At 35.7% G+C, this 26,260-nt stretch carries 23 protein-coding genes, 6 tRNA genes and 4 pseudogenes; 13 read left to right on the top strand and 20 right to left on the bottom strand.

The window, feature by feature from the left end; all coding sequences use genetic code 11:
* The 6 genes from QW060_RS21245 to purH form a co-directional block, all read right to left on the bottom strand.
* Window positions 1–338: FtsW/RodA/SpoVE family cell cycle protein (locus QW060_RS21245; RefSeq protein WP_290365096.1), on the bottom strand; the 338-nt coding region annotated here is incomplete at its 3' end.
* 2 nt (window positions 339–340) lie between these two features.
* Window positions 341–2,218, bottom strand: a complete 1,878-nt coding sequence (gene mrdA / locus QW060_RS21240) for a penicillin-binding protein 2 (RefSeq protein ID WP_290363807.1) — start codon at window positions 2,216–2,218, stop codon at window positions 341–343.
* Entirely contained in the window at window positions 2,215–2,721 is a 507-nt protein-coding gene (locus QW060_RS21235) for a rod shape-determining protein MreD (protein ID WP_290363806.1), read from the bottom strand. The genes mrdA and QW060_RS21235 overlap by 4 nt, the downstream gene beginning before the upstream one ends.
* Window positions 2,721–3,548 (bottom strand): rod shape-determining protein MreC, encoded by an 828-nt coding sequence (gene mreC / locus QW060_RS21230; protein ID WP_290363805.1) that lies wholly within the window; start codon window positions 3,546–3,548, stop codon window positions 2,721–2,723. Before mreC ends, QW060_RS21235 begins: the two co-directional genes overlap by 1 nt.
* Window positions 3,549–3,563: 15 nt before the next feature.
* Complete coding sequence (locus QW060_RS21225; RefSeq protein WP_290363804.1) at window positions 3,564–4,592, bottom strand: rod shape-determining protein; 1,029 nt, start codon at window positions 4,590–4,592, stop codon at window positions 3,564–3,566.
* A gap of 54 nt (window positions 4,593–4,646) precedes the next feature.
* Window positions 4,647–6,173, bottom strand: a complete 1,527-nt coding sequence (gene purH / locus QW060_RS21220; protein WP_290363803.1) for a bifunctional phosphoribosylaminoimidazolecarboxamide formyltransferase/IMP cyclohydrolase — start codon at window positions 6,171–6,173, stop codon at window positions 4,647–4,649.
* A gap of 170 nt (window positions 6,174–6,343) precedes the next feature.
* Here purH and QW060_RS21215 point away from each other — a divergent pair, with 170 nt between their 5' ends.
* Window positions 6,344–7,591: an ABC transporter permease gene (locus tag QW060_RS21215; protein ID WP_290363802.1), complete on the top strand. Its 1,248-nt coding sequence runs from the start codon at window positions 6,344–6,346 to the stop codon at window positions 7,589–7,591.
* 75 nt (window positions 7,592–7,666) lie between these two features.
* Here the strand turns inward: QW060_RS21215 and QW060_RS21210 are convergent, their stop codons facing one another.
* On the bottom strand, window positions 7,667–8,890 hold the full coding sequence (locus QW060_RS21210) for a 3-deoxy-D-manno-octulosonic acid transferase (RefSeq protein ID WP_290363801.1): 1,224 nt from the start codon (window positions 8,888–8,890) through the stop codon (window positions 7,667–7,669).
* 118 nt (window positions 8,891–9,008) lie between these two features.
* Here QW060_RS21210 and QW060_RS21205 point away from each other — a divergent pair, with 118 nt between their 5' ends.
* Window positions 9,009–10,139: a DegT/DnrJ/EryC1/StrS family aminotransferase gene (locus QW060_RS21205; RefSeq protein WP_290363800.1), complete on the top strand. Its 1,131-nt coding sequence runs from the start codon at window positions 9,009–9,011 to the stop codon at window positions 10,137–10,139.
* A gap of 114 nt (window positions 10,140–10,253) precedes the next feature.
* On the opposite strand, the gene QW060_RS21200 is transcribed toward QW060_RS21205, so the two are convergent.
* From QW060_RS21200 to QW060_RS21160, 9 genes are all read right to left on the bottom strand, one after another.
* A complete protein-coding gene (locus tag QW060_RS21200; protein ID WP_290363799.1) occupies window positions 10,254–10,637 on the bottom strand; it encodes a DUF3037 domain-containing protein in 384 nt (127 codons plus the stop codon).
* The gene (locus QW060_RS21195) at window positions 10,615–11,400 is read right to left on the bottom strand and encodes a HipA family kinase (protein WP_290363798.1); all 786 of its coding nucleotides are present in this window, start codon (window positions 11,398–11,400) and stop codon (window positions 10,615–10,617) included. Before QW060_RS21195 ends, QW060_RS21200 begins: the two co-directional genes overlap by 23 nt.
* A gap of 43 nt (window positions 11,401–11,443) precedes the next feature.
* Window positions 11,444–12,316, bottom strand: a complete 873-nt coding sequence (fabD, locus tag QW060_RS21190) for an ACP S-malonyltransferase (protein ID WP_290363797.1) — start codon at window positions 12,314–12,316, stop codon at window positions 11,444–11,446.
* A 127-nt stretch (window positions 12,317–12,443) separates the two neighbouring features.
* Entirely contained in the window at window positions 12,444–14,555 is a 2,112-nt protein-coding gene (locus tag QW060_RS21185; RefSeq protein WP_290363796.1) for a peptidylprolyl isomerase, read from the bottom strand.
* A gap of 93 nt (window positions 14,556–14,648) precedes the next feature.
* Window positions 14,649–15,905: a hemolysin family protein gene (locus QW060_RS21180; RefSeq protein WP_290363795.1), complete on the bottom strand. Its 1,257-nt coding sequence runs from the start codon at window positions 15,903–15,905 to the stop codon at window positions 14,649–14,651.
* 2 nt (window positions 15,906–15,907) lie between these two features.
* Window positions 15,908–16,105 (bottom strand): hypothetical protein, encoded by a 198-nt coding sequence (locus tag QW060_RS21175; protein WP_290363794.1) that lies wholly within the window; start codon window positions 16,103–16,105, stop codon window positions 15,908–15,910.
* Window positions 16,102–16,653: an LPS export ABC transporter periplasmic protein LptC gene (gene lptC / locus QW060_RS21170; RefSeq protein WP_290363793.1), complete on the bottom strand. Its 552-nt coding sequence runs from the start codon at window positions 16,651–16,653 to the stop codon at window positions 16,102–16,104. Before lptC ends, QW060_RS21175 begins: the two co-directional genes overlap by 4 nt.
* Window positions 16,654–16,657: 4 nt before the next feature.
* Window positions 16,658–17,917 carry a hypothetical protein gene (locus QW060_RS21165; protein ID WP_290363792.1) on the bottom strand — a complete coding sequence of 420 codons (1,260 nt, stop codon included), beginning with the start codon at window positions 17,915–17,917 and terminating at the stop codon, window positions 16,658–16,660.
* Window positions 17,889–18,644 carry a type III pantothenate kinase gene (locus QW060_RS21160; protein WP_290363791.1) on the bottom strand — a complete coding sequence of 252 codons (756 nt, stop codon included), beginning with the start codon at window positions 18,642–18,644 and terminating at the stop codon, window positions 17,889–17,891. Before QW060_RS21160 ends, QW060_RS21165 begins: the two co-directional genes overlap by 29 nt.
* Before the next feature lie 118 nt (window positions 18,645–18,762).
* On the opposite strand from QW060_RS21160, the gene QW060_RS21155 reads away from it, so the two are divergent.
* From QW060_RS21155 to QW060_RS21140, 4 genes are all read left to right on the top strand, one after another.
* Window positions 18,763–18,835, top strand: a tRNA-Phe gene (locus tag QW060_RS21155).
* Window positions 18,836–18,862: 27 nt separating this feature from the next.
* Window positions 18,863–18,935: transfer RNA gene (locus tag QW060_RS21150), tRNA-Phe, on the top strand.
* Between the two features lie 26 nt (window positions 18,936–18,961).
* Window positions 18,962–19,034, top strand: a tRNA-Phe gene (locus QW060_RS21145).
* A 27-nt stretch (window positions 19,035–19,061) separates the two neighbouring features.
* Window positions 19,062–19,134: transfer RNA gene (locus QW060_RS21140), tRNA-Phe, on the top strand.
* Between the two features lie 54 nt (window positions 19,135–19,188).
* Here QW060_RS21140 and trxB read toward each other — a convergent pair.
* Window positions 19,189–20,136, bottom strand: coding sequence for a thioredoxin-disulfide reductase (gene trxB, locus QW060_RS21135; protein ID WP_290363790.1), 948 nt, complete (start codon window positions 20,134–20,136; stop codon window positions 19,189–19,191).
* A 159-nt stretch (window positions 20,137–20,295) separates the two neighbouring features.
* On the opposite strand from trxB, the gene QW060_RS21130 reads away from it, so the two are divergent.
* Together QW060_RS21130 and QW060_RS21125 are read left to right on the top strand one after the other, a co-directional pair.
* Window positions 20,296–20,373 (top strand) — tRNA-Pro (locus QW060_RS21130).
* A gap of 27 nt (window positions 20,374–20,400) precedes the next feature.
* A tRNA-Pro gene (locus QW060_RS21125) sits at window positions 20,401–20,475 on the top strand.
* Window positions 20,476–20,557: 82 nt separating this feature from the next.
* On the opposite strand, the gene QW060_RS21120 is transcribed toward QW060_RS21125, so the two are convergent.
* The 3 genes from QW060_RS21120 to QW060_RS21110 form a co-directional block, all read right to left on the bottom strand.
* Window positions 20,558–20,863: a hypothetical protein gene (locus tag QW060_RS21120; protein ID WP_290363789.1), complete on the bottom strand. Its 306-nt coding sequence runs from the start codon at window positions 20,861–20,863 to the stop codon at window positions 20,558–20,560.
* A gap of 306 nt (window positions 20,864–21,169) precedes the next feature.
* Window positions 21,170–21,619: a hypothetical protein gene (locus tag QW060_RS21115; protein ID WP_290363788.1), complete on the bottom strand. Its 450-nt coding sequence runs from the start codon at window positions 21,617–21,619 to the stop codon at window positions 21,170–21,172.
* A 4-nt stretch (window positions 21,620–21,623) separates the two neighbouring features.
* Entirely contained in the window at window positions 21,624–21,824 is a 201-nt protein-coding gene (locus QW060_RS21110; RefSeq protein WP_290365098.1) for a winged helix-turn-helix domain-containing protein, read from the bottom strand.
* Window positions 21,825–21,949: 125 nt separating this feature from the next.
* On the opposite strand from QW060_RS21110, the pseudogene QW060_RS21105 reads away from it, so the two are divergent.
* The 5 genes and pseudogenes from QW060_RS21105 to QW060_RS21085 form a co-directional block, all read left to right on the top strand.
* Window positions 21,950–22,540 (top strand): annotated as a pseudogene (locus QW060_RS21105) (aromatic amino acid lyase); the annotation flags it as partial.
* Window positions 22,541–22,637: 97 nt separating this feature from the next.
* Window positions 22,638–23,877: pseudogene (locus QW060_RS21100) on the top strand (HD domain-containing protein).
* A gap of 19 nt (window positions 23,878–23,896) precedes the next feature.
* Window positions 23,897–24,906 (top strand): annotated as a pseudogene (gene lpxD, locus QW060_RS21095) (UDP-3-O-(3-hydroxymyristoyl)glucosamine N-acyltransferase).
* Between the two features lie 37 nt (window positions 24,907–24,943).
* Window positions 24,944–26,020, top strand: a pseudogene (locus QW060_RS21090) (bifunctional UDP-3-O-[3-hydroxymyristoyl] N-acetylglucosamine deacetylase/3-hydroxyacyl-ACP dehydratase).
* Window positions 26,013–26,147 carry a hypothetical protein gene (locus tag QW060_RS21085; RefSeq protein ID WP_290365095.1) on the top strand — a complete coding sequence of 45 codons (135 nt, stop codon included), beginning with the start codon at window positions 26,013–26,015 and terminating at the stop codon, window positions 26,145–26,147. The pseudogene QW060_RS21090 and the gene QW060_RS21085 overlap by 8 nt, the downstream one beginning before the upstream one ends.
* Window positions 26,148–26,260 lie beyond the last annotated feature (113 nt).

The raw sequence follows: 26,260 nt of genomic DNA, 5'->3' as shown, positions 1-26,260 counted from the left end.
TGATACCAGTTGGTCTGACCTTTGACTGTTTTACCAAAAACAAAAAGACCGAGCAGCGATAGAATACCAATACCATAGAAAATAACGGAGTACTTTTCATAGAATTTAGCATCCAGAGATAGCAAAACAACAATAAGTGGAATACACAATAACATAAAGATGATCTGCTTTCCGTAAATCTGACTCAGGTCAAATACAGCTTCTCCCGTGTCTAATGGTAAAGAAGCGGAATAAATATTTACCCAACCGGCTATTACCAGCATGATGTAGATAAATACACATAACCAATCGATGTTACTGATGACGCTTTGATTTGCTAAATGCTGAGTTTTTGCCACTTTTAATTTGTTCTGTTTTTGAGTTTCTTTTGTTCTGCCAATGCTTTTTCAATCTGATCTTTCAATTTATAGTCAGCAGAGAGATTACCGTTTAGTACTTTTGTTTCCAGATCAGTACGTGTAATTTCACCTTTTAGATATTTTTCAATCATTAAACTTGCTATAGGTCCTGCCCAGCTTGCTCCCCAGCCTCCGTTTTCAATAAAAACAGCAACCACAATTTTCGGGTTTTCTTTAGGGGCAAACGCAAGGAATACAGAGTGATCTTTAAAATCGATCTTTTTACCTTCAAACATAGCGGAGTTTTGTACAGTTCCCGTTTTCCCACAAATATCAATATCTTTTACCTGTAATCTGCTTGCCGTTCCTGATTTATATACTTCATGCAAGCCTTCAATAACAGGAATGAAATGTTGTCGGTCAATAGTAGTAATGCGTTTTTCAACAAAACTTTTATCAATTACCTCATTTTCAATTTTTTTAATAATGTGAGGTGTAAAGTAATACCCCTGATTGGCTACGGCACACATCACATTGGCAAGCTGTATGGGTGTCAGCGAAACCTCACCCTGACCAATTGAATTTGAAATGGTCATGTTACTTGTCCAGTTGGCATTCGGATACCATCGGTTATAGTAATCAGAATTCGGAATACGTCCTTTGAGACCTACTGGTAAATCATAGCCGAGGAAATTGCCCAGACCAAAACTTCTGAGATGGTTATACCAGACATCCATCCCTAATTTAGGGTTTTTATATTTATCAATGATTTTTTTATACGTTTGTGCAAAATAAGTGTTGCAGGAATGTGAAATTGCAGGATGCAGATTCCAGCTACCCGCATCGTGGCATTTCATAAAGGCTCCTCTTGCATAGTAAAAGCCATGACTACAGGCAAAACGTGTTTGTGTATCGATAACTTCTTCCTGTAAACCGATAAGGCCTGTTAAAATCTTAAAAGGTGAACCCGGAGAATATTCCGCCTGAAGAACTTTATCCAAAAAGGGTTTTCCCGGAATGGTATCAATTGCCTGATAGTTTTTGGAGCGATTTCTTCCTACCAGTAGGGCAGGGTCATAGGTCGGAGCGGATACCAATGCTAATATCTCACCTGATTTAGGCTCAATGGCGATGATACCACCGCGTTTGTTAATCATCAGCTGTTCTCCGTATTCCTGTAATAAACCGTCTATGGTTACATTGATATCTTTTCCCTTAACTGCCAGCGTATCATAAATACCTTCTTTAAACGCACCGATATCTCTGTTGTATTTATCCTTTTGGATGTACCGTACTCCTTTTACTCCTCTGAGTTCTTTTTCATAGGCCTGTTCTACACCCTGAATTCCGATAAGATCTCCACTTTTATAATACGGATTTCTTTTTAATTCAAATTCATTGACCTGACGGATATATCCATAGACATTGGAACCATAAGTTGCCTGATAATCTCTCAGATTTCGTTTGGTGATATAGAACCCTTTGTAATGGCGTATTTTTTCCTGAAAGGCAGCAAATTCTCTTTTAGTCAGCTGCGATAAGAAAATAGACGGTAGTCGTGGGCTGTAAATGGTTGCTTTTTCTATTTTAGAGATGAATTCTTCTGTGGTGATATTGAGAATTTTACAAAACTCAAGAGTATCAATATTTTTAATCTCTCTCGGAACCACCATAATGTCATAACTGGGCTGATTGGCAACCAGCAATTTCCCGTTTCTGTCATAAATGTATCCGCGTTCGGGATACTCATAAACAATTTTCAGTGCGTTGTTTTCTGATTTTTTGATATAAGAATCATCAATAATCTGTAAGTAAAACAATCTGGCGATGATGAGCAGCGCACCGGTAATGATCAGAATAGGAAATAATAATTTTCTCATTTTTTTGAAGGTTTTATTAATGAGATCATTATGAGTATGATGATGATTGTGAATACTGAAGACGTGAGTATTCTAAGCAATATTTCAAAAATAAATCCGAAACTGAATATCTCCAGAAAAAGTAAGACAATATGATGTAATATCACTGAAATAGCCACATAGGTAATGAGTTCAGATGATATCTTATTGGTAATTCTGAGCATGTGGTATTCATAACTTACTCCAAAAGAAATTTTTAAAAAGCTTTCTCTGAAATAAGCGAGCATAACACAGGCAGCTGCGTGTACTCCTCCCGAATTATTGAATATATCCAGTATCAGTCCTAAAAAAAAGCTGATGGTAATCAAGCCTGCTTTGTTGGTATTAAGCGGGTAAAGAATAATAAACAAAATATACGGGTACGGAGTTATAAAACCGAATAACTCAATATTGTTGAATAAAACAACCTGTAATAAAATCAATATTACAAAGCGAAAAATATTTATGAGTAGGGTATTATTCATTAATGTTCGGTTTCTTCTTCAAGTTTTTTAATTTCATCATAATTCACATTTTCTATGATATAAATAGACTGTAAATTGGTCATATCATTGAACAGTCGTACATTGATGGTGTAAAAATTAGATGATTTGGATGTAAATACCTTATCTACAACACCAATAGGAATGTTTTCCGGAAAAATAGTGGATTCTCCCCCGGTAACTATACTGTCTCCCTTGTGAAGTTTTGCCAGTTTTGGAATGTCGATCAACTGTACATATCCGGCATTTTTTCCGTCCCATGTAATGGTTCCGAAATGATTGGTATTACTGATTTTAGCATCAATCTTTGTTTTGGTATTTAAAATGCTTTGCACTGTAGCAAAATTTTCCGATACTTTTTCTACTATACCGATAATGCCCAAAGAATTCAGTACTCCCATATCTTTTGAAACACCATTTTTTGATCCTGCTCTGATGGTTAAATAATTCTCTTTCTTGGAATAAGAGTTTTTAATGATTTTGCTTTGAAATACTTTATATCCGTTTGCAATCCGAACATTCGGATTGATCGTAAAGGCAGAATCTATGATAATTTGGTTGTTATATAAGATTTGCTTTAAATAGGCGTTTTCTTCTGCCAAAGCAGTATTTTCCTTTTTTAAATGCAGATATTCTTTTATACTGTTGGTTTTCTCATAGATAGAACCCGAAACAAAATTGGCTGAATGCAAAAATTTACTTCTGTGGTAAGCATGTGATTGAACGGTTAAGTACAATGAGATTACTAAAAGCAGCAAAAACAGTAGCTTTGTACTGTTTTTAGTGATAAAATATATGATTTGCTGCATGCTATAAAATCATTTTTATTTGATAAGAATACTCTTGAATTTGTTGATATTTTTGATAACCATTCCGGTTCCTCTTACAACGGCTCTTAGCGGATCTTCAGCGATGTAAACAGGTAAATCTGTTTTTTGAGAGATACGTTTGTCCAGACCTCTCAACATAGAACCACCACCTGCTAAATAAATACCGGTATTGTATATATCCGCTGCTAATTCCGGAGGTGTCTGAGATAGAGTTTCCATAACGGCATCTTCGATACGCTGAATCGATTTGTCTAATGCTTTTGCTATTTCACGGTATGATACATTGATTTGCTTTGGTTTTCCTGTCAGCAAATCACGTCCTTGTACCAACAGGTCTTCCGGTCCGATTTCTAAATCCTCAATTGCAGCACCGATTTCAATCTTTATTTTTTCTGCTGTTCCTTCTCCGATAAAAAGGTTGTGTTGCGTTCTCATATAATAAATGATGTCATTCGTGAAAACATCTCCTGCAATTTTTACAGATTTATCACAAACAATACCTCCGAGGGCAAGAACCGCAATTTCTGTTGTTCCTCCACCTATATCAACGATCATATTACCTTTTGGCTGCATGATATCTACACCGATTCCGATTGCTGCTGCCATTGGTTCATGAATCAGATATACTTCTTTTCCGTTTACGCGTTCGCATGATTCTTTTACCGCACGCATCTCTACTTCGGTAATTCCGGAAGGAATACAAACTACCATTCGCAGGGCAGGAGTAAACATTTTCTTTTTTAAAGCCGGTATGCTTTTGATAAGCATGCTGATCATTTTTTCAGAAGCATCGAAATCTGCAATAACACCATCTTTTAAAGGACGAATGGTTTTGATGTTGTCATGGGTTTTTCCTTGCATCAAACTGGCTTCTTTTCCCACAGCAATTATTTTACCGCTTACCCTGTCACGGGCAACAATTGACGGACTGTCCACTACAACTTTTCCGTTGTGTATAATTAAAGTATTTGCTGTACCAAGGTCCATTGCAATCTCCTCGGTCATGAAATCAAAAAATCCCATATGTATTTAAAGGGTGTTAAATGTTATAAAAAATAATATACAAAAATATAAAAATTAATGTTTGAAATGACGAATTCCTGTAGTAACCATTGCCATATTGTTTTGATTGCAATAATCGATACTTAAATTGTCTTTTATAGAACCGCCTGGCTGTATAACAGCAGTGATTCCTGCTTTGTCAGCAATTTCAACACAATCAGGGAAAGGGAAAAAAGCATCACTCGCCATAACAGATCCTTTCAGATCAAAATGGAATGAAGTAGCTTTTTCTATCGCCTGTTTTAAGGCATCAACACGGGACGTCTGTCCTGTACCTGATGCACATAATTGTTTGTTTTTTGCTAAAACAATAGTGTTTGACTTAGTATGTTTACAAATTTTGGAAGCGAATAATAAATCTTCAATTTGTTGTTCGCTTGGCGATAAAGTAGTAACGGTATTCAGATGCTCTTTAGTATCTGTTACCAAATCTTTATCCTGAACCAAATATCCGTTTAAACAGGTACGTACTTGTTTTTCAGATACTTTTGTTTCATTTATAGTCAATAATATTCTGTTTTTCTTTTCTTTTAGTATTTCAACAGCTTCTTCATCAAAAGCAGGAGCAATAATTACCTCACAGAACAATTGATTTATTTCAGTAGCAGTTTCTTTGTCAATTGTACCGTTCGCAATCAGGACACCGCCAAAAGCCGAAGTAGGATCTCCTGCCAGAGCAGCCAGATAAGCTTCTTTCATGGTCGGTTTCTGAGCCACACCACATGCATTATTATGCTTTAAAATAGCAAATGTCGGTGCTTCTCCTTTAAATTCTTTCATAAGAGATACGGCAGCATCTACATCCAGTAAATTGTTGTAAGATAACTCTTTTCCGTTTAATTTGGTAAACATTTCATCAAAATTTCCAAAGAAATAACCTTTCTGATGCGGGTTTTCTCCATAACGTAAAATCTGACCGTTCGCTTCACTTATTTTTAATACGCTTTCATCCGTATTAAAGTAATTGAAAATAGCACTGTCATAATTTGAGCTTACATGAAAAGCACGGGTTGCCAAAAGTCTTCTTTGTGCCAGTGTCGTTGCGCCGTTTCCTTCTGTAATCATATCTAAAAATACACTGTATTCTTCTACAGAGGCAACGATAACGGTGTCTTTAAAGTTTTTTGCAGCTGCACGGATCAACGAAATACCGCCGATATCTATTTTTTCAATTATGGCAGATTCTTCAGCTCCTGAAGCAACTGTTTTTTCAAAAGGATATAAGTCAACAATTACTAAATCGATCTGAGGAATTGCATATTCTTCCATCTGTTGCACATCAGTTTCATTGTCTTGACGGTTAAGAATACCTCCGAAAATTTTCGGGTGCAGTGTTTTTACACGACCACCTAAAATTGATGGGTAAGAAGTTACATCCTCTACAGGCACTACAGGAATTCCCAATTCTTTAATAAACGTTTCTGTACCACCTGTTGAGTAAATAGTTACATTATTTTCATGCAATTTTTTTACAATGGGTTCCAGACCATTTTTATCGAATACGGAAATAAGTGCTGATTGAATCTGTTTAGTTGTGTTCATTGTTGAAATTTAGTTTAGCTACAAAATTAGTATTGTTATTTATTAATTAAAAATTATTTGCCCTCAAAAAAGACATCGTTTGAAATTTTTTTTTATTAGTATTTTAAAACTGTAACTTTTTACCCGAATTGACAACTTATAGAGAGTAATCTTTGCTCAAAATAAAATAGATGCTTTATTTACGATTATTAAAAGAAAGTTTGTTTTTTGCTTTAAATGCTTTGAAAAACAATAAGTTAAGAACATTGCTTTCTTTGTTAGGTGTTACCGTTGGTATCTTTTCCATCATTGCTGTTTTGGCGGCAGTTGACTCTATGGATAAAGGAATCCGAAAAGAACTCGACGGTATGGATAATAATATGCTGTTTGTGGCTCAGTTTTCATTCGGACCCTCAGAAGTTCCGAGATGGAAAATTGAGCAATTCCCTGCTTTAAAATATGATGAATACGACTTTTTGAAACGCAATGTAGCGGGTATAGATAAAATCTCGTTCAATTATTTTGTAGGAAGTACTAACATAAAATCTGAATCCAGTACAGCCAACGGTATTAATATTACACCATGTAGTTATGATTATAGTTTTATTGATAATGTAAAAATCGATAAAGGACGTTTTTTTAATGAAAGTGAAGACGCTTCAGGAGCAGCCGTTATTGTCATTGGTTATGAGGTGGCTCAGACGCTGTTTCCAAATACTGATCCGGTAGGTAAAAATGTGAGATTATACGGTAAAAGATTTACCGTTGTCGGAGTTATTCAGAAGCAGGGAGCAAGTACTTTTGGGCAATCTAAAGATGTGGTTGCCTTTATTCCTTCCAATTTTATCCGTCAGTTATACGGTGATAATTCATCCGGTATTACGCCCGCTATTGTAATAAGACCTTTAAAAGGCTTTGATCAGAATGAATTTAAAGATAATGTAACGCAGAAGTTGCGTGCTTACCGCGGATTGAAACCAAGTGATATTGATAATTTCTTTTTGAATGAATTTGCTGGAATGACTGGTTTCATAGATCAGATCATCGGAAGTTTAAATATTGTAGGATGGATTATCAGTGCTTTTTCTCTTTTAGTAGGCGGATTCGGAATTGCAAATATCATGTTTGTTTCTGTTAAAGAAAGAACCAATATCATCGGAATACAAAAATCTTTAGGAGCCAAAAATCATTTTATCCTGTTTCAGTTTCTTTTTGAAGCTATCATTCTTTCTGTCATTGGAGGATTGGTAGGATTGCTTTTGGTGTGGCTGATAGCTGTTGTCGTAAGTCAGTTTGTAAGCTTTGAATTTGTACTGAGTTTCGGTAATATCGTGATAGGTCTGATTCTTGCCGCCATAATCGGATTGATTTCGGGAATTCTGCCGGCTATTTCTGCATCAAAACTGGATCCGGTAGAAGCCATTCGAACAGGAATGTAATAAATGAGATGTGATAACGAAAGATTACATTTAACTCTTTACAATAAAAAAGACCTGGAAAAAATCAGGTCTTTTTTAATGCAGATAATCCATGATTGCTTGTGTGGCATTTTTATTTTTTAGAACAAAACTTTTGCTTATCATTCCTTTTTCTTTAAGAATATCGTCATCAGAGAGTAGAGAAGTGAAGGTCTGTTGAAGACTTTTCTGATCTGTGATAACCATACAGCCTCCTAAAGCGACTAAATCTTTTGCTTCCTGAAACTTCTTAAAATTGGGACCGATGACAACAGGGATACCAAAAGTAGCCGGTTCCAGAATATTGTGAATTCCGTTTCCAAAGCCTCCACCAACATAGGCAATATCTGCATAGCTGTATATCTTTGTGAGAATGCCGATGCAGTCAACAATAAGTACATCAAAATCTCCGGTGTCTGCTCCGTCTGATTCTGAATATAATAGTGTTTTTTTTAGAATCTGATTTTTTAGGTTTAAAATGGCTTCTGGTTTGATATTGTGCGGAGCAATGATGAATTTTATATGTTCAGATTGATTGATATAAGGAACAAGCAGCGCTTCGTCCTGAGGCCAGGAACTGCCGATAACAATTGTTTTCTTCCCATTTTTAAATTGACTGATGATCTCTATTGTATTGTCTTTTTCTAAGATTTGGGAAACCCGGTCAAAACGTGTATCACCATTGACGGTAACGTTATAGAAACCAATACTGTTCAATAATTTTTCAGAGACGGTGTTCTGTACAAAGAAATGTGTGAAAGTATGCAGTAAATTTCTGTAAAAGCCTCCGTATTTTTTGAAAAAAAGCTGATTTTCACGGACAATACCCGAAACTAAAAAGGTTGGAATATGGCGTTTGCGAATTTCTATCAGATAATTGGGCCAAAACTCATATTTTATAAAAAAGATCTTTGACGGATGCACAGCGTTTAAAAACTGCCGTACGTTTTTTCGGGTATCCAGAGGTAAATAAACGGTGATATCAGCTATTGTATTGTTTTTGCGTATCTCATATCCGGAAGGTGAAAAAAAGCTCAGAACAATTTTGTAAAACGGGTATTCTTTTTTAAAGGCTTCCATTACGGGCAGTCCCTGCTCATATTCTCCCAAAGAAGAAACATGAAACCATACTACCGTATCATTTGGCTGTATTTTTTGAGACAGACTACTGATGACGTTTTTTCTTCCACGTACAAAGAACCGCATCTTTTTATTGAACAAAGCAACGATAGGGAGTAGGAATTGTACGAGATGAAGAATAAGATTATATATAAAGCGCATATATTTAGTTTGTAAAGCAAAAATACATTCTTTTTAATTACAAATTTATACTCATTTAATTAGTATTTTTGTGGGGCTTATGATAAGAGATTATCACAAGATTTAATACAGGTACAAAATGAGAAAATTACAAATGGTTGACTTAAAAAGTCAATACGATAAAATTAAAGAAACGGTTGATGCATCTATTCAGGAAGTTTTAGATACAACAACTTATATAAACGGACCAAAGGTTCATGAATTTCAAAAGAATTTAGAAGCCTATTTAGGTGTCAAACATGTAATTCCATGTGCCAATGGTACAGATGCTCTTCAGATTGCCATGATGGGGTTAGGATTACAACCTGGTGATGAAGTGATCACCGCAGATTTTACATTTGCTGCCACAGTAGAAGTTATCGGTTTGTTGCAGCTTACGCCGGTTTTAGTAGATGTAGAACCTGATACCATGAATATTTCTATTGATGCCGTTAAAGCAGCTATTACTTCTAAGACAAAAGCAATAGTGCCGGTTCACTTATTCGGAAGAGCGGCCAATATGGATGCCATTATGAAATTGGCAAAAGAACATAATTTGTTTGTTATCGAAGATAATGCACAGGCAATAGGAGCAAACCATACATCAGAAGATGGTACGAAATCAAAAGTAGGTACAATGGGGCATGTAGGTGCTACTTCTTTTTTTCCTTCAAAAAACTTAGGATGTTATGGTGATGGCGGAGCTATTTTTACCAATGATGATGCTTTAGCTCATATGTTAAGAGGAATCGTAAATCATGGTATGTACGAGCGTTATCATCATGATGTTATTGGTGTTAATTCCCGCTTAGACAGTATTCAGGCAGCGGTTCTGAATACAAAGTTACCGGAGTTAGATGCTTATAATGCAGCAAGAAGAAAAGCAGCATCTTACTATAATAATGCTTTTGCTTCTAATCCGCATATTATCGTTCCTGCTTTTGATGAAAAAGGTGATGATCATGTTTTTCATCAGTATGTCATCCGGATCACTAACGGGAAGAGAGATGAATTGTTGACACATTTACAGGCACAGTCAATTCCGTGTGCTATTTATTACCCGATTCCTTTACACAGTCAAAAAGCGTATGCAGATGATCGTTATAGAGAAGAAGATTTTCCTGTAACCAATCAATTGGTAAAAGAAGTGATTGCATTGCCAATGCATACAGAGCTGGATGCTGAGCAATTGTCATTCATCACAGAAACTGTCAATCAATTTGTAAAATAAGAAGATTATAGATTTTCATGTAGTATAAAAAAACCGAAGGAATTGATTCCCTCGGTTTTTTATTTTTTATCTGTAGCTCTTTAGAACAGAAATATCTTTTTAAGAAGCACCTTTTTATAATACAAGTTCCTGATATAATCTCTCAAAAGAGGCTTCTAAATCATTTGAAAAGCCCGGATGTGGTCTTGAGGTCTGTATACTGGAACTCTTTACTGCTGTAAGCCATCTAAACCGTTCTGCGGTGTCCAGTAAAGCAATTGGACCGGCTGTTTTATTTCCTTCACATATTTTTTGAAAAGAAGAAAGATTAATGGTCAACTGTTCAATATCAAATTCAGTACAGAATGATTTTATCTTGTCTTCAGGTATATGATATTTCATCTTGAGAAAACGTTGTTTCTTAGAGAATAAGATAAGCCCTACATTTATAAATTCTTCGCGTTCTACCTTAGGTACTACACGAACTACTGCATATTCATATAAGTGTTTTTCGTGCATCTTCAGCTTGTTTTACAAATATTTGCGAATGATCTCTGCGAGTCTTTAAAAATTCAAAATAGGTATTTTTTATTTCTTCAGGAGTTATGTCTGCAGTTTCCCATTGTAACCATTCTTCCGGGATGAGATTTACGATTTTTTTTAAGCGCTCATCAGTTAAAAGGGCTTTCAGTTCTTCATCTACAGTTGTCAGAAAGGCAGCTTTGGGTAGTAAGACATGATCTTTTATCAATGAAAAAGGAGTTTTGGATGTTTGCTCCCAGTTGTTCCATGAATGATGAAAGTAGAAGGCTGCTCCGTGATCAATGAGCCACAATTCTTTGTGCCAGATCAATAGATTGGTATTTCTGAAAGTCCGGTCTACATTTGTTATATAGGCATCCAGCCATACAATTTTAGAGGCTAAGAGCGCTTCACAATCGTTTACAGCCATATCGTAGGTAACGGCTCCTGAGAGATAGTGCAGGGCGAGGTTAAGTCCCTGGCTGAACTGTAATAAATCCTGTATTTCTTCATCGGCTTCAGTTCTTCCAAAGGCTTCATCTAAATGAGCAAATACGAGTTCCGGTACGTTTAGCTTTAGCGTTCGTGCAATTTCTCCTCCCAGCAATTCAGCAATCAGAGCTTTGACACCATGTCCGGCGCCTTTGAATTTTAATACATATTTAAAGTCGTCATCCGCTTCTGCCAAAGCAGGTAATGATCCGCCTTCACGAAGTGGCGTAATATAGCGGGTGACATTTACCGTTCTTAATTTTCTCATTACTTAAAATAAAAAACTTCAGACAAGTCCGAAGTTTATGAATTTATACTTTTAAAGCTTCTACAGTTTTGTCAATTTTATTGATAAGACCTGTCAATACTTTTCCGGGACCTACTTCGTTAAACTGAGTAGCACCGTCAGCAATCATTTGCTGTACTGACTGCGTCCAGCGAACAGGAGCTGTTAGTTGCGTGATAAGGTTCTTTTTAATCTCATTTGGATCTGAAACTGCTTTAGCCGTTACATTCTGGTATACGGGACAAATAGGTGTGTGAAATTCAGTTGCTTCAATAGCGGCGGCAAGTTCTTCGCGAGCCGGTTCCATCATAGGGGAGTGGAAGGCCCCGCCAACCGGTAAAATTAATGCTCGTTTTGCACCTGCTTCCAATAATTGTTTACAAGCGGTTTCTACAGCCTGTGTTTCTCCTGAAATTACCAATTGTCCGGGACAGTTGTAGTTTGCTGCTACAACCACTCCGTCGATAGTAGCACAGATATCTTCTACAATTTTATCTTCTAAATTTAATACGGCAGCCATTGTTGATGGAGTGATTTCGCATGCTTTCTGCATTGCCATTGCTCTCTTTGATACAAGATTAAGTGCATCTTCAAAAGCTAAAGTACCATTGGCTACCAAAGCTGAAAATTCACCTAATGAATGTCCTGCCACCATATCCGGTTTGAAATTTTCAATTGTTTTTGCCGAAATTACGGAGTGAAGAAAAACGGCAGGTTGTGTTACTTTTGTTTCTTTTAATTGTTCATCGGTTCCGTTAAACATGATATCGGTGATTCTGAATCCCAATACCTCATTGGCCTGTTCAAAAAGCTCTTTTGCAATTTCAGAGTTTTCATAAAGGTCTTTACCCATTCCTGAGAACTGAGCTCCCTGACCCGGAAAAACGTATGCTTTCATAGTAGTTTGCGTTTGTTTTTTAATGTGAAACAAAAATACATATTTATAGAGATATATGGAATATATGAAACGATAAATAAAAAAAGTCCGTTTAAAAACGGACTTTTTTTATGAAATCAGAAAATGCTTATTGTAAAACACTTGTTCTGTTATCTTTTATTGTTGCATTTTGGTATAGTGCATTATAAACTGCTCCCTGTACTGCATTGCGGTTGTTGTTTACAACTTTAGATTTATAGTCGTTATAGTTTGGTAAATCAGGTGCTTTTGTCACCGTTCTTGCTTTGATCATGAATACCCCTCCGTTACCATCTATTAATTTAGATACCTGATTTGGTTGCGATCCTAAAGCTTTACCAATTACTAATGGTTCCGGTGCAGCACCTAAGAATGTATTTACTCCGTTTACATCTGTAGCTGTCTGTACTCCAACACCTGCATTTTTAGCAACTTCTTCTAAAGTAGCTCCTGTCATCTTTTTGCGGATGATAGCTGCTTTCTTTTCGTTTTTAAGGATAGGTTCTACAGTTGGTCTTGCCTCTACAGCACTCATTAAACCACTGTCATTTGTAGCTACTAATTTAATGATCAAGTGTCCTTCTGCACTGTCAAATTTCTTAGTATCTCCAACACTTGTTTTTTTATTGTATGCCCAAGCTATAGCCTGACGTTGGTTACCAACACCTGGTAACTGATCATCAAATGCACCTACTTTTGTTTCAGGATGAGCAACTAATCCTAATTCTGTTGCCAGTTTACTGAAATCTTTTGTTGCGATTCCTTCTTCAAATTTAGTTGCTTTTAAATAGATTTCATCTTCTGTCTTGTCAGATACTTCCAATGCTTTTGCAACAGTCGCTAAGCGAACGGCTTCTTTTTCATTCTTTTTGTCAACTTTGATGACATGGAATCCGAAATCAGTTTCAACTATTCCTAACTTTCCAACCGGGTTGTTGAAGATATATTGGTCAAAAGCAGGTACCATCTGACCTCTTGGTATATTTTCATATTTACCACCTTTGTCTTTAGATCCCGGATCAGTTGAGTTTTGTGAAGCAAGGTCTGCAAAAAGAGCAGGATTACTTTGCAATTGTTTTAATAACTCTTCTGCTTTTGCTTTTGCCTGTTCTTTTGTAAGGGTAACAGTTGGGGTAGCGGATTGTGCACCTGTATAAGCAATCAAGATATGAGAAGCATCTACAGATTCCGTTACTACTGATTTGCTGATCAATTTTGAAAGACAGTAATGGTTATTGAACAGGTAAGGTCCGAAAACTTCTCCTGCCGATAAGTTATATAATTGTTCCTGATATTCTGCCGGTAAATCTGCTTTAGCATAATAAGTAGAATCATAAGGTACATCAGAGTTTGCATTTACAAACGCAATGACGTCTGGATTTGTTCTGAATCCGGCAATTGTATCGTTTTTATTTGTTTTGGCATTAAAAACAACAGAAGAGTTCAATAATTCAGATACTTTTTCTTTTGTAGCTTTTTCGTCTTCAGCAGAAGGCTTGTTTTCTACAAATACGTATTCTACCAATCTTGAGTTTTCTGATTTGAATTGCTTTTCGTTCTTCTTGATATAACTTTCAATTTCTGCATCTGTAATTTTTACTTCATCATCATTGATTGTAGAGTAAGGAACGGTTACATAATCAAATGTAGCTTTGTCATTTTCTTTTTTATAAGCATATTTTGCTTCTAATCCGGTTGTGATCACAGCTGATTTTATCATGTTGTAATACATTTGCTCTTTTGCAAATTTTTCTAACTGACCTTCAAAATCAATCCATGCATACCATTGTGCACCACCAGCTGCTTTAATCTGAGCAACGAATGCATTGAATTTACCCATGTCAAAAACACCTGCATCATTTAAAAATTGCGGGTTTTGTCCAAAATTAGGATGATTTTTAATAACGTTTATCAATTGATCTTTTCCCAATCGTAAACCAGCTTTGTCAAACTGTTCGCTTAATAAAATGTTACGCACTTCGCTGTTCCAGACTGTATTGTTTGCCTGACCGCCTTCTGCTTGTCCGCTTTTTTCAGCATTTTGCACTTTATTTAAAAAGTCTTGTGTTGCAATATCAACTCCGTTAATGGTTCCCACATTGCGCGAGGAGAAATTGATACCGCCTTCTAAAAGACCTCCGATGATAAAAGCAAATAAACTCAATCCTATTACTGCAATAAGTAATACTGATTTCTCTCTAATTTTCTGTAAAACTGCCATTTTTATGTAGTGTGAATTTTTTTCAGTGAGCGAAAATACAATTATCTCCCAAATAATAAAAGAGTTAACGTGTTTTTTGTTCTTTTTTTCTTATTATCCTAAAGTAACTTCTATTATTTCTAATCTTTTGTCAGAAGAAGCCAGTACTTTGAATTGATTGTTTTCAATATGAATGATTTCATTTTTTTGCGGGATAGTATGTCTGTTTGAGATGATATAGCCTGCAAGTGTATTGTAGTCATTGCTTTCTTCAAGGTTGAGTTTGTACTTTTCATTGAGATAGCTTACTTCTAAGCGAGCAGAAAAAATATATTTATTCTCTTTTACCTGTTTTTCTACCCATTCAACTAAATCATCATGTTCATCATCAATTTCACCGAAAAGCTCTTCAATAATATCTTCAATGGTAACCATTCCTGTAAGACCTCCATACTCATCTACGACAATTGCTGTTGATTTTCTGTTTACAGAAAGATTCTGAAATAATTCTTTGATGTAGGTAGAATCTGCAACAATTTCTATCGGATACAGAATATTTTTAATGCTATCGGGGTTTTGCAACATTCCAAAGATATGAATATAACCAACAATATTGTCAGAATTGGTGTCATATACCAAAAGTTTTGAATAGCCGGTACTGATAAATCGTTCTTTTACAACCTGCAATGGACTGTTGATTTCTACAGCTTCTATTTCTACTCTGGGGGTCATGATTTCTTTTACTTTAACGTCTGTAAAAGCCAGTGCATTTTTGAGAATTTGTAGTTCTGTGTCCAGATTTTCCTGCTCTTCCGAAGCTTCCATCTGTTTGGTTATATATGAGCCCAGATCACCGATACTCAACAATTGGATGTCTTTGCTTGGATGAAGATTGAAAAATTTTTTAAGAATAAAATCCGCTAATAGTAATAGAGGTTTAGTGAAAGGCGATAGTAGCTTCAGTAGAATGCGTATCAACAGGTCACAATTGGTGATTATTTGTGTAGCAAAAGGTTTAACAAATGTCTGTGGCAGAAATTTTGAAAAAAGATATACCAGCAGTATTCCTGCAATTAGAAACACAGACAGGTATACACCATATCCATATTGATAAGCGGTATACTCATAATATTCTTCAAAGAACATATACAGATAATAACAAAAAATGGCGAGACACAGGGTGTTGCCAAATTTTAAAGAGGTAATGTATAGTCTTGGATTTTCTGCTAATACTTTTAAAGTATAGGAAGAAACACTTTCCTTCTTGGACTCTAAATTCAAATAAATTTTATTGGAATAATTATACGCTACAATTAAACTTGAAAAAACAAGTATTAAAAGCAACGTGATTATTAACAGAAAAATAGTCATCCTTATTTGTTATTGTTTTGTCTTTCTTCGATCTTTTTGATACTTCTCAGTCGAAAATAGAACATAAATATTGCTAATACGGCAAATACAAGACTCAATATATAGTTTTCGTCTCCATTGATGTATTTATTGATGGTATCGTAAACGAAAAACAATCCAAAAATTAAATATAAATATACGGTAAATCTGTAAACTTTCATTCTTTTATGTCGTTTAATTCTGCCCGGTTTTGTTGGGCATTGATAATATTAAATTTGTTGTCAAAATCAATTCCGATTCCTTCAAAATAGCTTTTGTTCGGATCGGTAATCTTAAAATAGGCTTCTGTAAAAAACCAGTTATGTTTCTGGTCATAATACAATTGCTGTGTCTGCATTATCTTTCCATCACTGGTGGTGATTTTTACATTGCCTTTAAGATCAATGATATTTGTTTTGTTATAAGTAGTAGCTTTATCAGCCTCTATATAATGTTTTTTTTTATGCTCGTCAAAAACGGTTACGTGTACTTTGTTCGGGAAATAGTTGAAAGGATATTTCGCATTTGAATAATCCAGCATTTTTTTAGAAACCAGAATGGCTTTTATTTTTGCTGAATCGGTGTATTTTACGTTGATGTTTTCTGTTTCTCCAGCCGGATATAATTTTACAGCATTCAAATTTTGAATGTCTTTCATATCGTTATCACACCCAATGAGATTTAAGGAGACGATAGCACAGAAAAAAATATGTGAATACTTATTTTTCAAAGTTTTATTCAAATCTTCGTTTTGTAAACCACTTGTCGTTGAAAGAAAGACCTATGGATAAATTGAAATAGTTTTCGCGAATCAACCCTGCTGATTTTGTACCTCTTTGTCCGTATTCCAATCCGATATTAAGGTTTGAAATATTTCTTGAGATTGGTAATCCAACTCCGATATTTACAGAAAAATCATTTACTTCCTGATTGTTGATTGCCAAACCTGTTTTTTCATATTTTCCTCCGGCGCGGTAAGTAACGCGGCTCAGGTAATTAGTAAAAGAAATATGATGCGGAGTATAAAAACCTCCAAAGCTCACTTTGTGTCCGTTGCTAAATGAAGAAGTTGCCGTCTGAAGATGATTGTTTAATTTTGAGTTTTGTGTTGCCGTATATTCGACCCCGACAAACCATTTGTTCGGATCACCGATTCCGGTTCCTACAGAGTATTTCATAGGAAATACAAGTTTGTTTTCGTAGTTTGTAGATGATTCTTCATCAATTACACTTCCGTTTGAAGCATTGACAGTAGCAATATTTACTTCCTGGTTGTTTTTTAAGGAGGATTGTGGACTGAATGTAGCCCCGATTTGCAGTTTTATTTTGTCTTGTAATGGTTGTGTATAGTTTACTGATGTATTGACCGTCATACCCGAGTAATTGTTTCGCAATAATTTTCGGCTTCCTCGGTCAATAGCGAATCCTGTTCCGTCGTCAATAATGAACTTGGTATTGCTTAACTCTGTATCTCCAAAATTATAAGCAAATTCAGCTCCGATGTTCAATTGTTTGTTCACTTCATATCCGATTCCGAAGAAGGCACGGTTGATACCTCCATCTCCCAGATATTGTCTTGAAACTGTAAATTCATTTTCCTGTGCTTTATTCTGAATGTTATAACCTACAAATGAATAAGGCATGATTCCGAATGCCATTCCGAATTTTCCTGCAGGAAAGGCTAATGCAAAATAATCAAAAGAATTTCGTGTGGCTTTAGAAGAGCTGTTTTGAGATGCGATATTGGTTGAAGTATTGGTAAAACCAATGGTAAAAGCAGTCGATTGCAGTTTTGCATATGAAGCCGGGTTTAGTGTGTTTATATGCAAACTGTCCTGATATATGGCAAGTCCGCCCATACTCTTTACTTCGTGAGTACCTTTGAACTTTACGTCACCTACGCCAAAAGCAGAATAAGGTGAAGCTGTTCCCTGCTGAGCAAATGTAGTGATACCTGCCAATAAGCTAAAGCTTAATATGATTTTCTTTATCATTTTCAATTATATATTGATGATGTAATATTAAACTTTCTAATAAAAAGTTTGAATGGGCAAAGATGGTATTTTTTAATCTTTTAGCCAAAAAATCCGCATCGCCGCCTGTTAAAATTACTGTTAAATTGTTATATTTTAGCCTGTACTGATCGATAAATCCGTCTATTTCATTAATTGTGCCGTTAATAATTCCTGACTGAATAGACTGTTCCGTACTGTTTCCGATAAGAGGATGAAACTCCTGAAGGTTCAGTAAGGGGAGCCGAGCCGTATAGTCATTAAGGCTTTTATACTTTAAGAGAAATCCCGGAGTTATAGCTCCTCCTAAATAATCGTTGTCTTTAGTGATGAAATCATACGTTATACAGGTTCCTGCGTCGATTACCAACCGGTTTTGTTGAGGATATTTTAAAGTAGCACCGCTTGCTAAAACCATACGGTCGATGCCTAATGTGAGTGGAGTAGCGTATAGGTTGTTAAACGGGCTGGGTGATACAGCGCTAATCGTCGTTAGATGACTTATTTCTTCGAGCCAGATCACATCATCTTCCTTCAATTTTCCAACATTTGACAATACAATTTGAGCTTTTTCAGGATTGTCATTTAAAATTTCTGTAATTTTTTTTCTGAAATCTTCTTGAGGAAATATGTGAATGTGTTGGATAGTATTGTTTTCATATACAGCAACTTTGGTTCTTGTGTTGCCTATGTCAATGGCTATATTCATTTATTCTTATTCGAATTGAAGACAAAGTTAAGCAAACATTTTTTAGTAAATATTAGGTATTCATAAAAAAAACCTACTATATTTGCAATCGCTTTTAAAAAGTGAAAGCCTTGTAAAAGGTACCTTAGCTCAGTTGGTAGAGCAACGGACTGAAAATCCGTGTGTCCCTGGTTCGATTCCTGGAGGTACCACAAAAAATAAAACAAGTAGCAATACTTGGTACCTTAGCTCAGTTGGTAGAGCAACGGACTGAAAATCCGTGTGTCCCTGGTTCGATTCCTGGAGGTACCACAAGAATAAAACAAGTAGTAATACTTGGTACCTTAGCTCAGTTGGTAGAGCAACGGACTGAAAATCCGTGTGTCCCTGGTTCGATTCCTGGAGGTACCACAAAGAACAAAACAAGTAGTAATACTTGGTACCTTAGCTCAGTTGGTAGAGCAACGGACTGAAAATCCGTGTGTCCCTGGTTCGATTCCTGGAGGTACCACAAAAAAAGACGGTTTGTAAACCGTCTTTTTTTATTTTATCATCCTTGAAAACCTTATGAAAGGTTTCCTAAGTAACGTTCTGCATCAAGTGCTGCGATACAACCTGATCCTGCTGCAGTAACAGCCTGTCTGTATTCGCTGTCCTGTACATCTCCACAGGCAAAAACACCGTCTACATTTGTCTTAGAAGTTTTTCCTTTTGTAATAAGATATCCGACACTGTCCATTTCTAAATAATCTTTAAAAATATCCGTATTCGGTTTGTGTCCGATAGCTACAAAAAATCCGGTAGCAGGAATTTCTGTAATTTCATTAGTAACAATATTTTTTACCTTGATAGCAGTTACGAGCTGGCCGTCACCAATGACTTCTTCTGTTACTGTATTCATCAATATTTCGATGTTTGGTGTTTTGCGTACACGTTCTTCCATAATTTTAGAAGCTCTGAATTTATCAGAACGCACAATCATTGTTACTTTTTTACAAAGATTAGACAAATAATGCGCTTCTTCACATGCGCTGTCTCCGGCACCTACAATTACTACTTCCTGATTTCTGTAGAAGAATCCGTCGCATACTGCACAGGCAGAGACACCGCCACCCATCTGAAGGTAATGCTGTTCTGAAGGTAGTCCTAAATATTTTGCTGTAGCTCCTGTACTGATGATTACAGTATCTGCATGAATTTCAATTGTATCGTTGATCCATACTTTTTTGATTCTTTCAGAAAAATCAACTTTTGTAGCCCAGCCATCTCTTACCTGTGAACCGAAACGTTCAGCCTGTGCTTTCAATTGAATCATCATTTCAGGGCCTGTAACACCATCCGGATATCCAGGGAAATTTTCTACTTCATTTGTTGTGGTTAGTTGGCCTCCCGGTTGCATTCCCTGATAAAGTACAGGAGCCATGTTGGCACGTGCAGCATAAATGGCAGCTGTATATCCTGCCGGACCGGAACCAATGATTAAGCATTTTACATGCTCTATATTTGTTGACATAAATAGATGTTTTAATTTTTCAGTTACAAAAATAGCTTTTTTGACTGATATAATAAAGGAGATTCTATATCAGTATCTTATCCTGTTATAGAAATTTTTTTTACTTTTTTATTTGGTGGGAATAAAATTAGCATTACATTTGCAAACGAAATAAAAAGACGGGGTGTAGCGTAGCCCGGTTATCGCGCCTGCTTTGGGAGCAGGAGGCCGCAGGTTCGAATCCTGCCACCCCGACCAATTTATTTCAAAAATACAGATAACCTTCGGGGTGTAGCGTAGCCCGGTTATCGCGCCTGCTTTGGGAGCAGGAGGCCGCAGGTTCGAATCCTGCCACCCCGACAAAAAAAGCCAGAATAGATTCTATTCTGGCTTTTTGTTTTAAATGATTAGACTTCTTTCTTAGAAGATTTTATAACAGTCATTACGGACAACAAACAGGAGGTGTAACCACCATATAACACATTACAGTTGCTCCACCACTTGGGACATTTGGTAAATGTACCGGCGGATAAGTCTGTATGATATAACTCGATGCATCTTCTAATGAGTTAAAGTAATAATAAGGCCCGTAATAGGTTTTTTCACCTGCCCAGAAATTGGTGTAAAAAAAATGACGTATAGAAGCATTACCTCCGCAAGGAGTACTTCCACTTCCAATCGGTGAAGCCGCCAAAGCATTTAAAGACATAAAGAAGCTTAATGCCATAAGGAATAATAATTTTTTCATAATATATAATTTTAGGTTATTAATGTTAAATTTAATAAATTTATTTTAAAATAATGTTAATTTTTTTTGTTTTTTATTGTATAGGTATGGATTTATATTTTTTATATGGGATATTTAAATGATAATCCCGGTAAGAATTACGATAAACTTCGGCTAAATACTCCAGTGTATTCATTAATTAGGGTAGATTTATTCTTTTTTAATGGAGGGGTATAAAGAAAAAATCCCCTAAGTATTTTAGGGGATTAAACACTATTTCCTGATGCTTAGCTGTAAGTCTGTATTGAACTATTTAATAAAGCCGGATTACTGATTACTGATAAGATCTGAAATTTTTTCTCCGAGCAGTACCATTTTTTCAGAAAATGATGATGAGTTTAACTCTTTGTCAACATTAATTTTTAATCTGTTTTCCTGTAATAGTACTTCGTACGCTGTTTTACCTTTTTCTTCTTTTTTCCATTCTTGTTTTTTGGAATCTGACAGGAGATATTCATTCTCCAGATACTGCTGCAATAACTTTTTAAGCGCTTCCTTTTTATGAGCGTCAAAAGAAGCCTTTAATTGATAGCGACTGTCTGAATTTGAGATTGATACTGAACTGTTGGTTTGAGAATTTTTTACTACAACCTTGTCTTTTGATTTTGGGTCACTATGAGTACTTGTACTACTTGAAAACTGCGTAGTAACCGTTGTTGTCTGTGCGTTTGCTAAAAAGGAAAGCAATATAAACGCTAAAAGATACATTATTTTCATGATATTAGTTTTTAATATTAAATTCAAGTCCTATTCCACGGATGCTGGTAATTGATATGGTTGGGTCATTGCTAAAATATTTACGAAGACGGCTGATAAAAACATCCATACTTCTTCCGGAGAAGAAATCATCAGCTCCCCAGACTTCTTTAAGAATATCTTCTCTTCTGATGAGTGTGTTTTTATGTTGGTATAAAAACTGCAGAAGCAGAGCTTCCTTTTCGGTAATGCGATATCGATCGTCTTTATGGGAGATGACGTAATTTTTAGGATCGTAACTGTAACTTCCGATTAAAATTTGGAGCCTCTAAAGATGCGTTGATTATGTAGAAAGTTTTTAAAACGGAAATTAACTCGGTGACAGATAATCCAAAGTATTTTATGATGATCATCTGATCATCTCGGAGGCAATTTTCATGGTCAGCCTTTGGCATTAGCGTTGGATTTTCTGGCAATGGCTTTGGCAGAGATTGGTAATATATCTGAAAGAAGAACGTATCAGCTCATATCCGGATTACGAGGTTTACCACCTTTTTTAGTGAGCAATCCGGGATTGAATTCCGGTTTTATGATTCCTCAGTATACCGCTGCAAGTATTGTAAGTCAAAACAAGCAATTAACGGTTCCTGCAAGTACGGATAGTATTGTGTCCAGTAACGGACAGGAAGATCATGTAAGTATGGGAGCCAATGCGGCAACGAAAGTATTGCGTGTAGCAGATAATCTTGAACGTATTCTTGCCATTGAACTTCTCAATGCTACACAGGCTTTGGAATTCAGAAGACCATTAAAGTCAAGCCCGTTTATTGAAAGTTTTGTGAAAAATATCGGGAAGAAGTACCAGTGGTAACAGAAGATAGAATTTTACATTATGACATTGAAAAAACATTGCGATTTTTTCATTCGTTTCAGTTAGATTAAGATATTATGAAATTAAAACTGTGTATTTGAAGAAAAAAATGCACAGTTTTTTTTTATTATTCCTATATTTGTTGGCTAATTTTTTTCAAAAATAAATTTGATTACTTACAATAAACTAAAGATCCTGAATGATCCGATTTACGGATTTATTTCCATCCCCAATTCATTGTTATATGATTTGATTGAGCATCCTTATTTTCAAAGGTTAAGGAGAATAAATCAAATGGATTATCTTATTTAGTTTATCCGGAGCACACCATACCCGATTTCATCATGCTCTGGGCTGTATGCATATGATGCAGAAAGCAGTTCAGGTTCTTAAAAGTAAAAATGTAGAAATTTCTGCAGAAGAAGAAAATGCTTTGTATATCGCCATTTATTACATGATATCGGACATGGACCTTTTTTCGCATGCTATGGAACAAAGTATTGTAGAAAACGTTCATCACGAAGAATTATCTTTGTTGTTTATGAATGCTCTCAATGCAAGTTTGATGGAAAGCTGTCTCTGGCAATTGAAATTTTTAAAGGAAATTATCACCGAAAGTTTTTTATTACAGTTAATATCCAGTCAAATGGATATGGACCGTATGGACTTATCTTAAACGCGATAGTTTTTACAGTGGTGTGGCAGAAGGAAACATCAATTCAGAACGTTTGATTCAAATGATCAATGTTCAGGATGATATTCTGGTAGTAGAAGAAAAAGGAATATATTCTGTTGAGAAATTTTTAGTAGCCCGCAGACTGATGTACTGGCAATGTTATTTACATAAAACGAGTGTGGTAGCTGAACTGATATTATCAAAGATATTGAAGAGAGCGAAGGAGCTGTCACAAAAGGGGATACAATTGCCATGTAGCCAGCCTTTATCCTTCTTTTTGAACAACAGTGTTACATTAGACGATTTTAATGAAAATGCTTTGTTCAATTTTTCATTATTAGACGATTCAGATATCATAGGAGCTATATAAGATGTGGCAATTCCACGATGATTATATTTTATCTACATTGAGTGACAGTATCATCAACCGAAAATTATTTATATAAAAACAGTTGAAAAAGACGAACAACAACATAAAATAAAACACTATAAAAAACAATTCGGTACAGAGCTCAATATAGATGAAGATGCTTTATCTTATTTGGTTTTTGGTGGTAATTTAAAGAATCAGGCTTATGATCTTAAAGCTGAACCTATTCGTATACAAACTAAAAATAAAAGATTATGGATGTATTGGATGCATCTGATCAGTATAATCTAAGAGCACTTTCTGAACCGGTTATGAAATATTTTGTATGTTATCCTAAGCGGATAAAGCAAAAGACGTCATAAAATTTATATTTTTGTACGAATGGAAATAACAGCAGCACAGATAGCAGAATATTTAGAAGGAGAAATTACAGGGGATTCATCTGTGATCATATCTAAATTGTCTAAAATCGAGGAAGGTACACCCGGATCTATTTCATTTTTAGCCAATCCTAAATACAATCATTATATATACTCTACCAATGCATCCGTTGTCATTGTAAATAAAACATTTAAGCCGGAAGGTTCAATAAAAGCTACTTTAATCCGGGGGAAGATGCTTATAAAACATTTTCAAAACTTTTGGAGTATGCCAATCAGGTAAAACTGATGAAGTCAGGAATAGAGCAACCAAGTGTTATATCTGAAGGAGTTACGTACGGAGAAAATCTTTATTTAGGTAGTTTTTGTTATATCGGAAAAAATACCAAAATAGGAAACAACGTAAAAATCTATCCGAATTCGTTCATTGGAGACAATGTTGAAATAGGGATAACACAATTTTATTTGCCGGAGCCAGAGTTTATTCAGAACGGTTATCGGTAAAAATTGTGTCATCCATTCAGGAACAATTGTTGGTTCTGACGGATTTGGTTTTGCTCCGTCTGAAGACGGATCTTATATGAAAGTTCCACAGATAGGTAATGTTGTTATTGAAGATGATGTAGAGATAGGTGCCTGTACTACTATAGACAGAGCTACTATGGGATCTACTATTATCCGTAAGGGAGTAAAGCTTGACAATCAGATACAGATCGCCCATAATGTTGAAATAGGCGAACATACCGTAATTGCCTCTCAGACCGAGTTGCAGGTTCTACCAAAATTGGTCATCATTGCCAGATAGGCGGTCAGGTAGGAATTGTAGGTCATATTACTATCGGAAATAATGTACGCATTCAGGCACAGACCGGTGTGGGTAAAAATATCGCGGACAACGAAAAAATACAGGGTTCTCCTGCAATGGCATATAGTGATTTTTCAAAATCGTATGTTCATTTCAAGAACCTTCCTAAAATAGTAAAGGATATTGAGAAGCTTAAAAATAATTAAGAATTAGACAATAAAAAGATATTAAATTTTGAATATTATGGTTAAACAAAAAACCATTGCTAAAGAAGTAACCATTGAAGGAGTAGGTTTACACACCGGACAAAGTGTAAAAATGGTATTTAAACCAGCCCCTGTAAATAACGGTTTTTCTTTTACAAGAGTTGATTTAGAGGGATCACCTGTTATTCAAGCAGATGCAAATTATGTGGTTTCAACAGAAAGAGGAACCAATCTTGAGCATAAAGGTGTCAAATTGCAAACAACGGAGCATGTTTTAGCTGCTTTGGTGGGTTGTGATTTAGATAACGTGATCATTGAAATAAATGCTTCAGAGCCTCCGATAATGGATGGGTCATCTAAATTTTTGTTGAAGCAATCGACAGTGTTGGAACTTGTGAGCAAGAAGCTGAAAGAGAAGAATATATTGTAAAAGAAGTCATTTCATATGTTGATGAGAAAACAGGAAGTGAAATTATTTTTAATGCCTGCAGATGAATACCAGGTTACTACTATGGTAGACTTTGGTACTAAGGTTTTGGGCACGCAAAATGCTTCGATTAAAAATCTATCTGAATTTAGAAAAGAGATCTCTCAGGCGCGAACGTTTAGTTTTTTACATGAGTTAGAAGCATTGCTACAGCACGGGTTGATCAAAGGTGGCGATTTAAATAACGCTATCGTTTATGTAGACAAAGAGATTTCTCCTGAAACAATGGAACAGCTTAAGGTTGCATTTAACAAAGAGAAATTTACGATTAAACCAAATGGTATTCTCGATAATCTGACGTTACATTATCCAAACGAAGCAGCCCGTCATAAATTGTTGGATGTAATTGGAGATTTAGCATTAGTTGGTACCCGTATAAGAGGTAAAGTCATTGCTAATAAACCGGGACATTATGTCAATACTCAGTTTGCAAAGAAGCTTTCTAAAATCATCAAGACAGAAAAGAGAAATCAGGTACCTTCTTATGATATAAATAAAGAACCTTTGATTGATATTAAAGGAATTATGAATATCTTGCCACACAGACCACCATTTTTGCTGGTAGATAAAATTTTGGAATTATCAGACACCCATGTAGTTGGTTTGAAAAAATGTGACAATGAATGAACCCTTTTTTGTGGGGCATTTTCCCGGAGCTCCGGTCATGCCGGGTGTATTGCAGATAGAAGCAATGGCGCAGGCAGGAGGAATTTCTGGCTTTGAGTACCGTTCCGGATCCGGAAAATTTATTTGACGTATTTTATGAAAATTGATAATGTACGATTCAAGCAACAGGTGTTACCCGGTGATACCTTGATCTTTAAATTAGACCTGATTAGTCCGATCCGTAGAGGAATATGTCATATG

The sequence above is a fragment of the Paenimyroides ceti genome, assembly GCF_030409925.1.
This window is presented reverse-complemented; position numbering and strand designations above follow the sequence as displayed.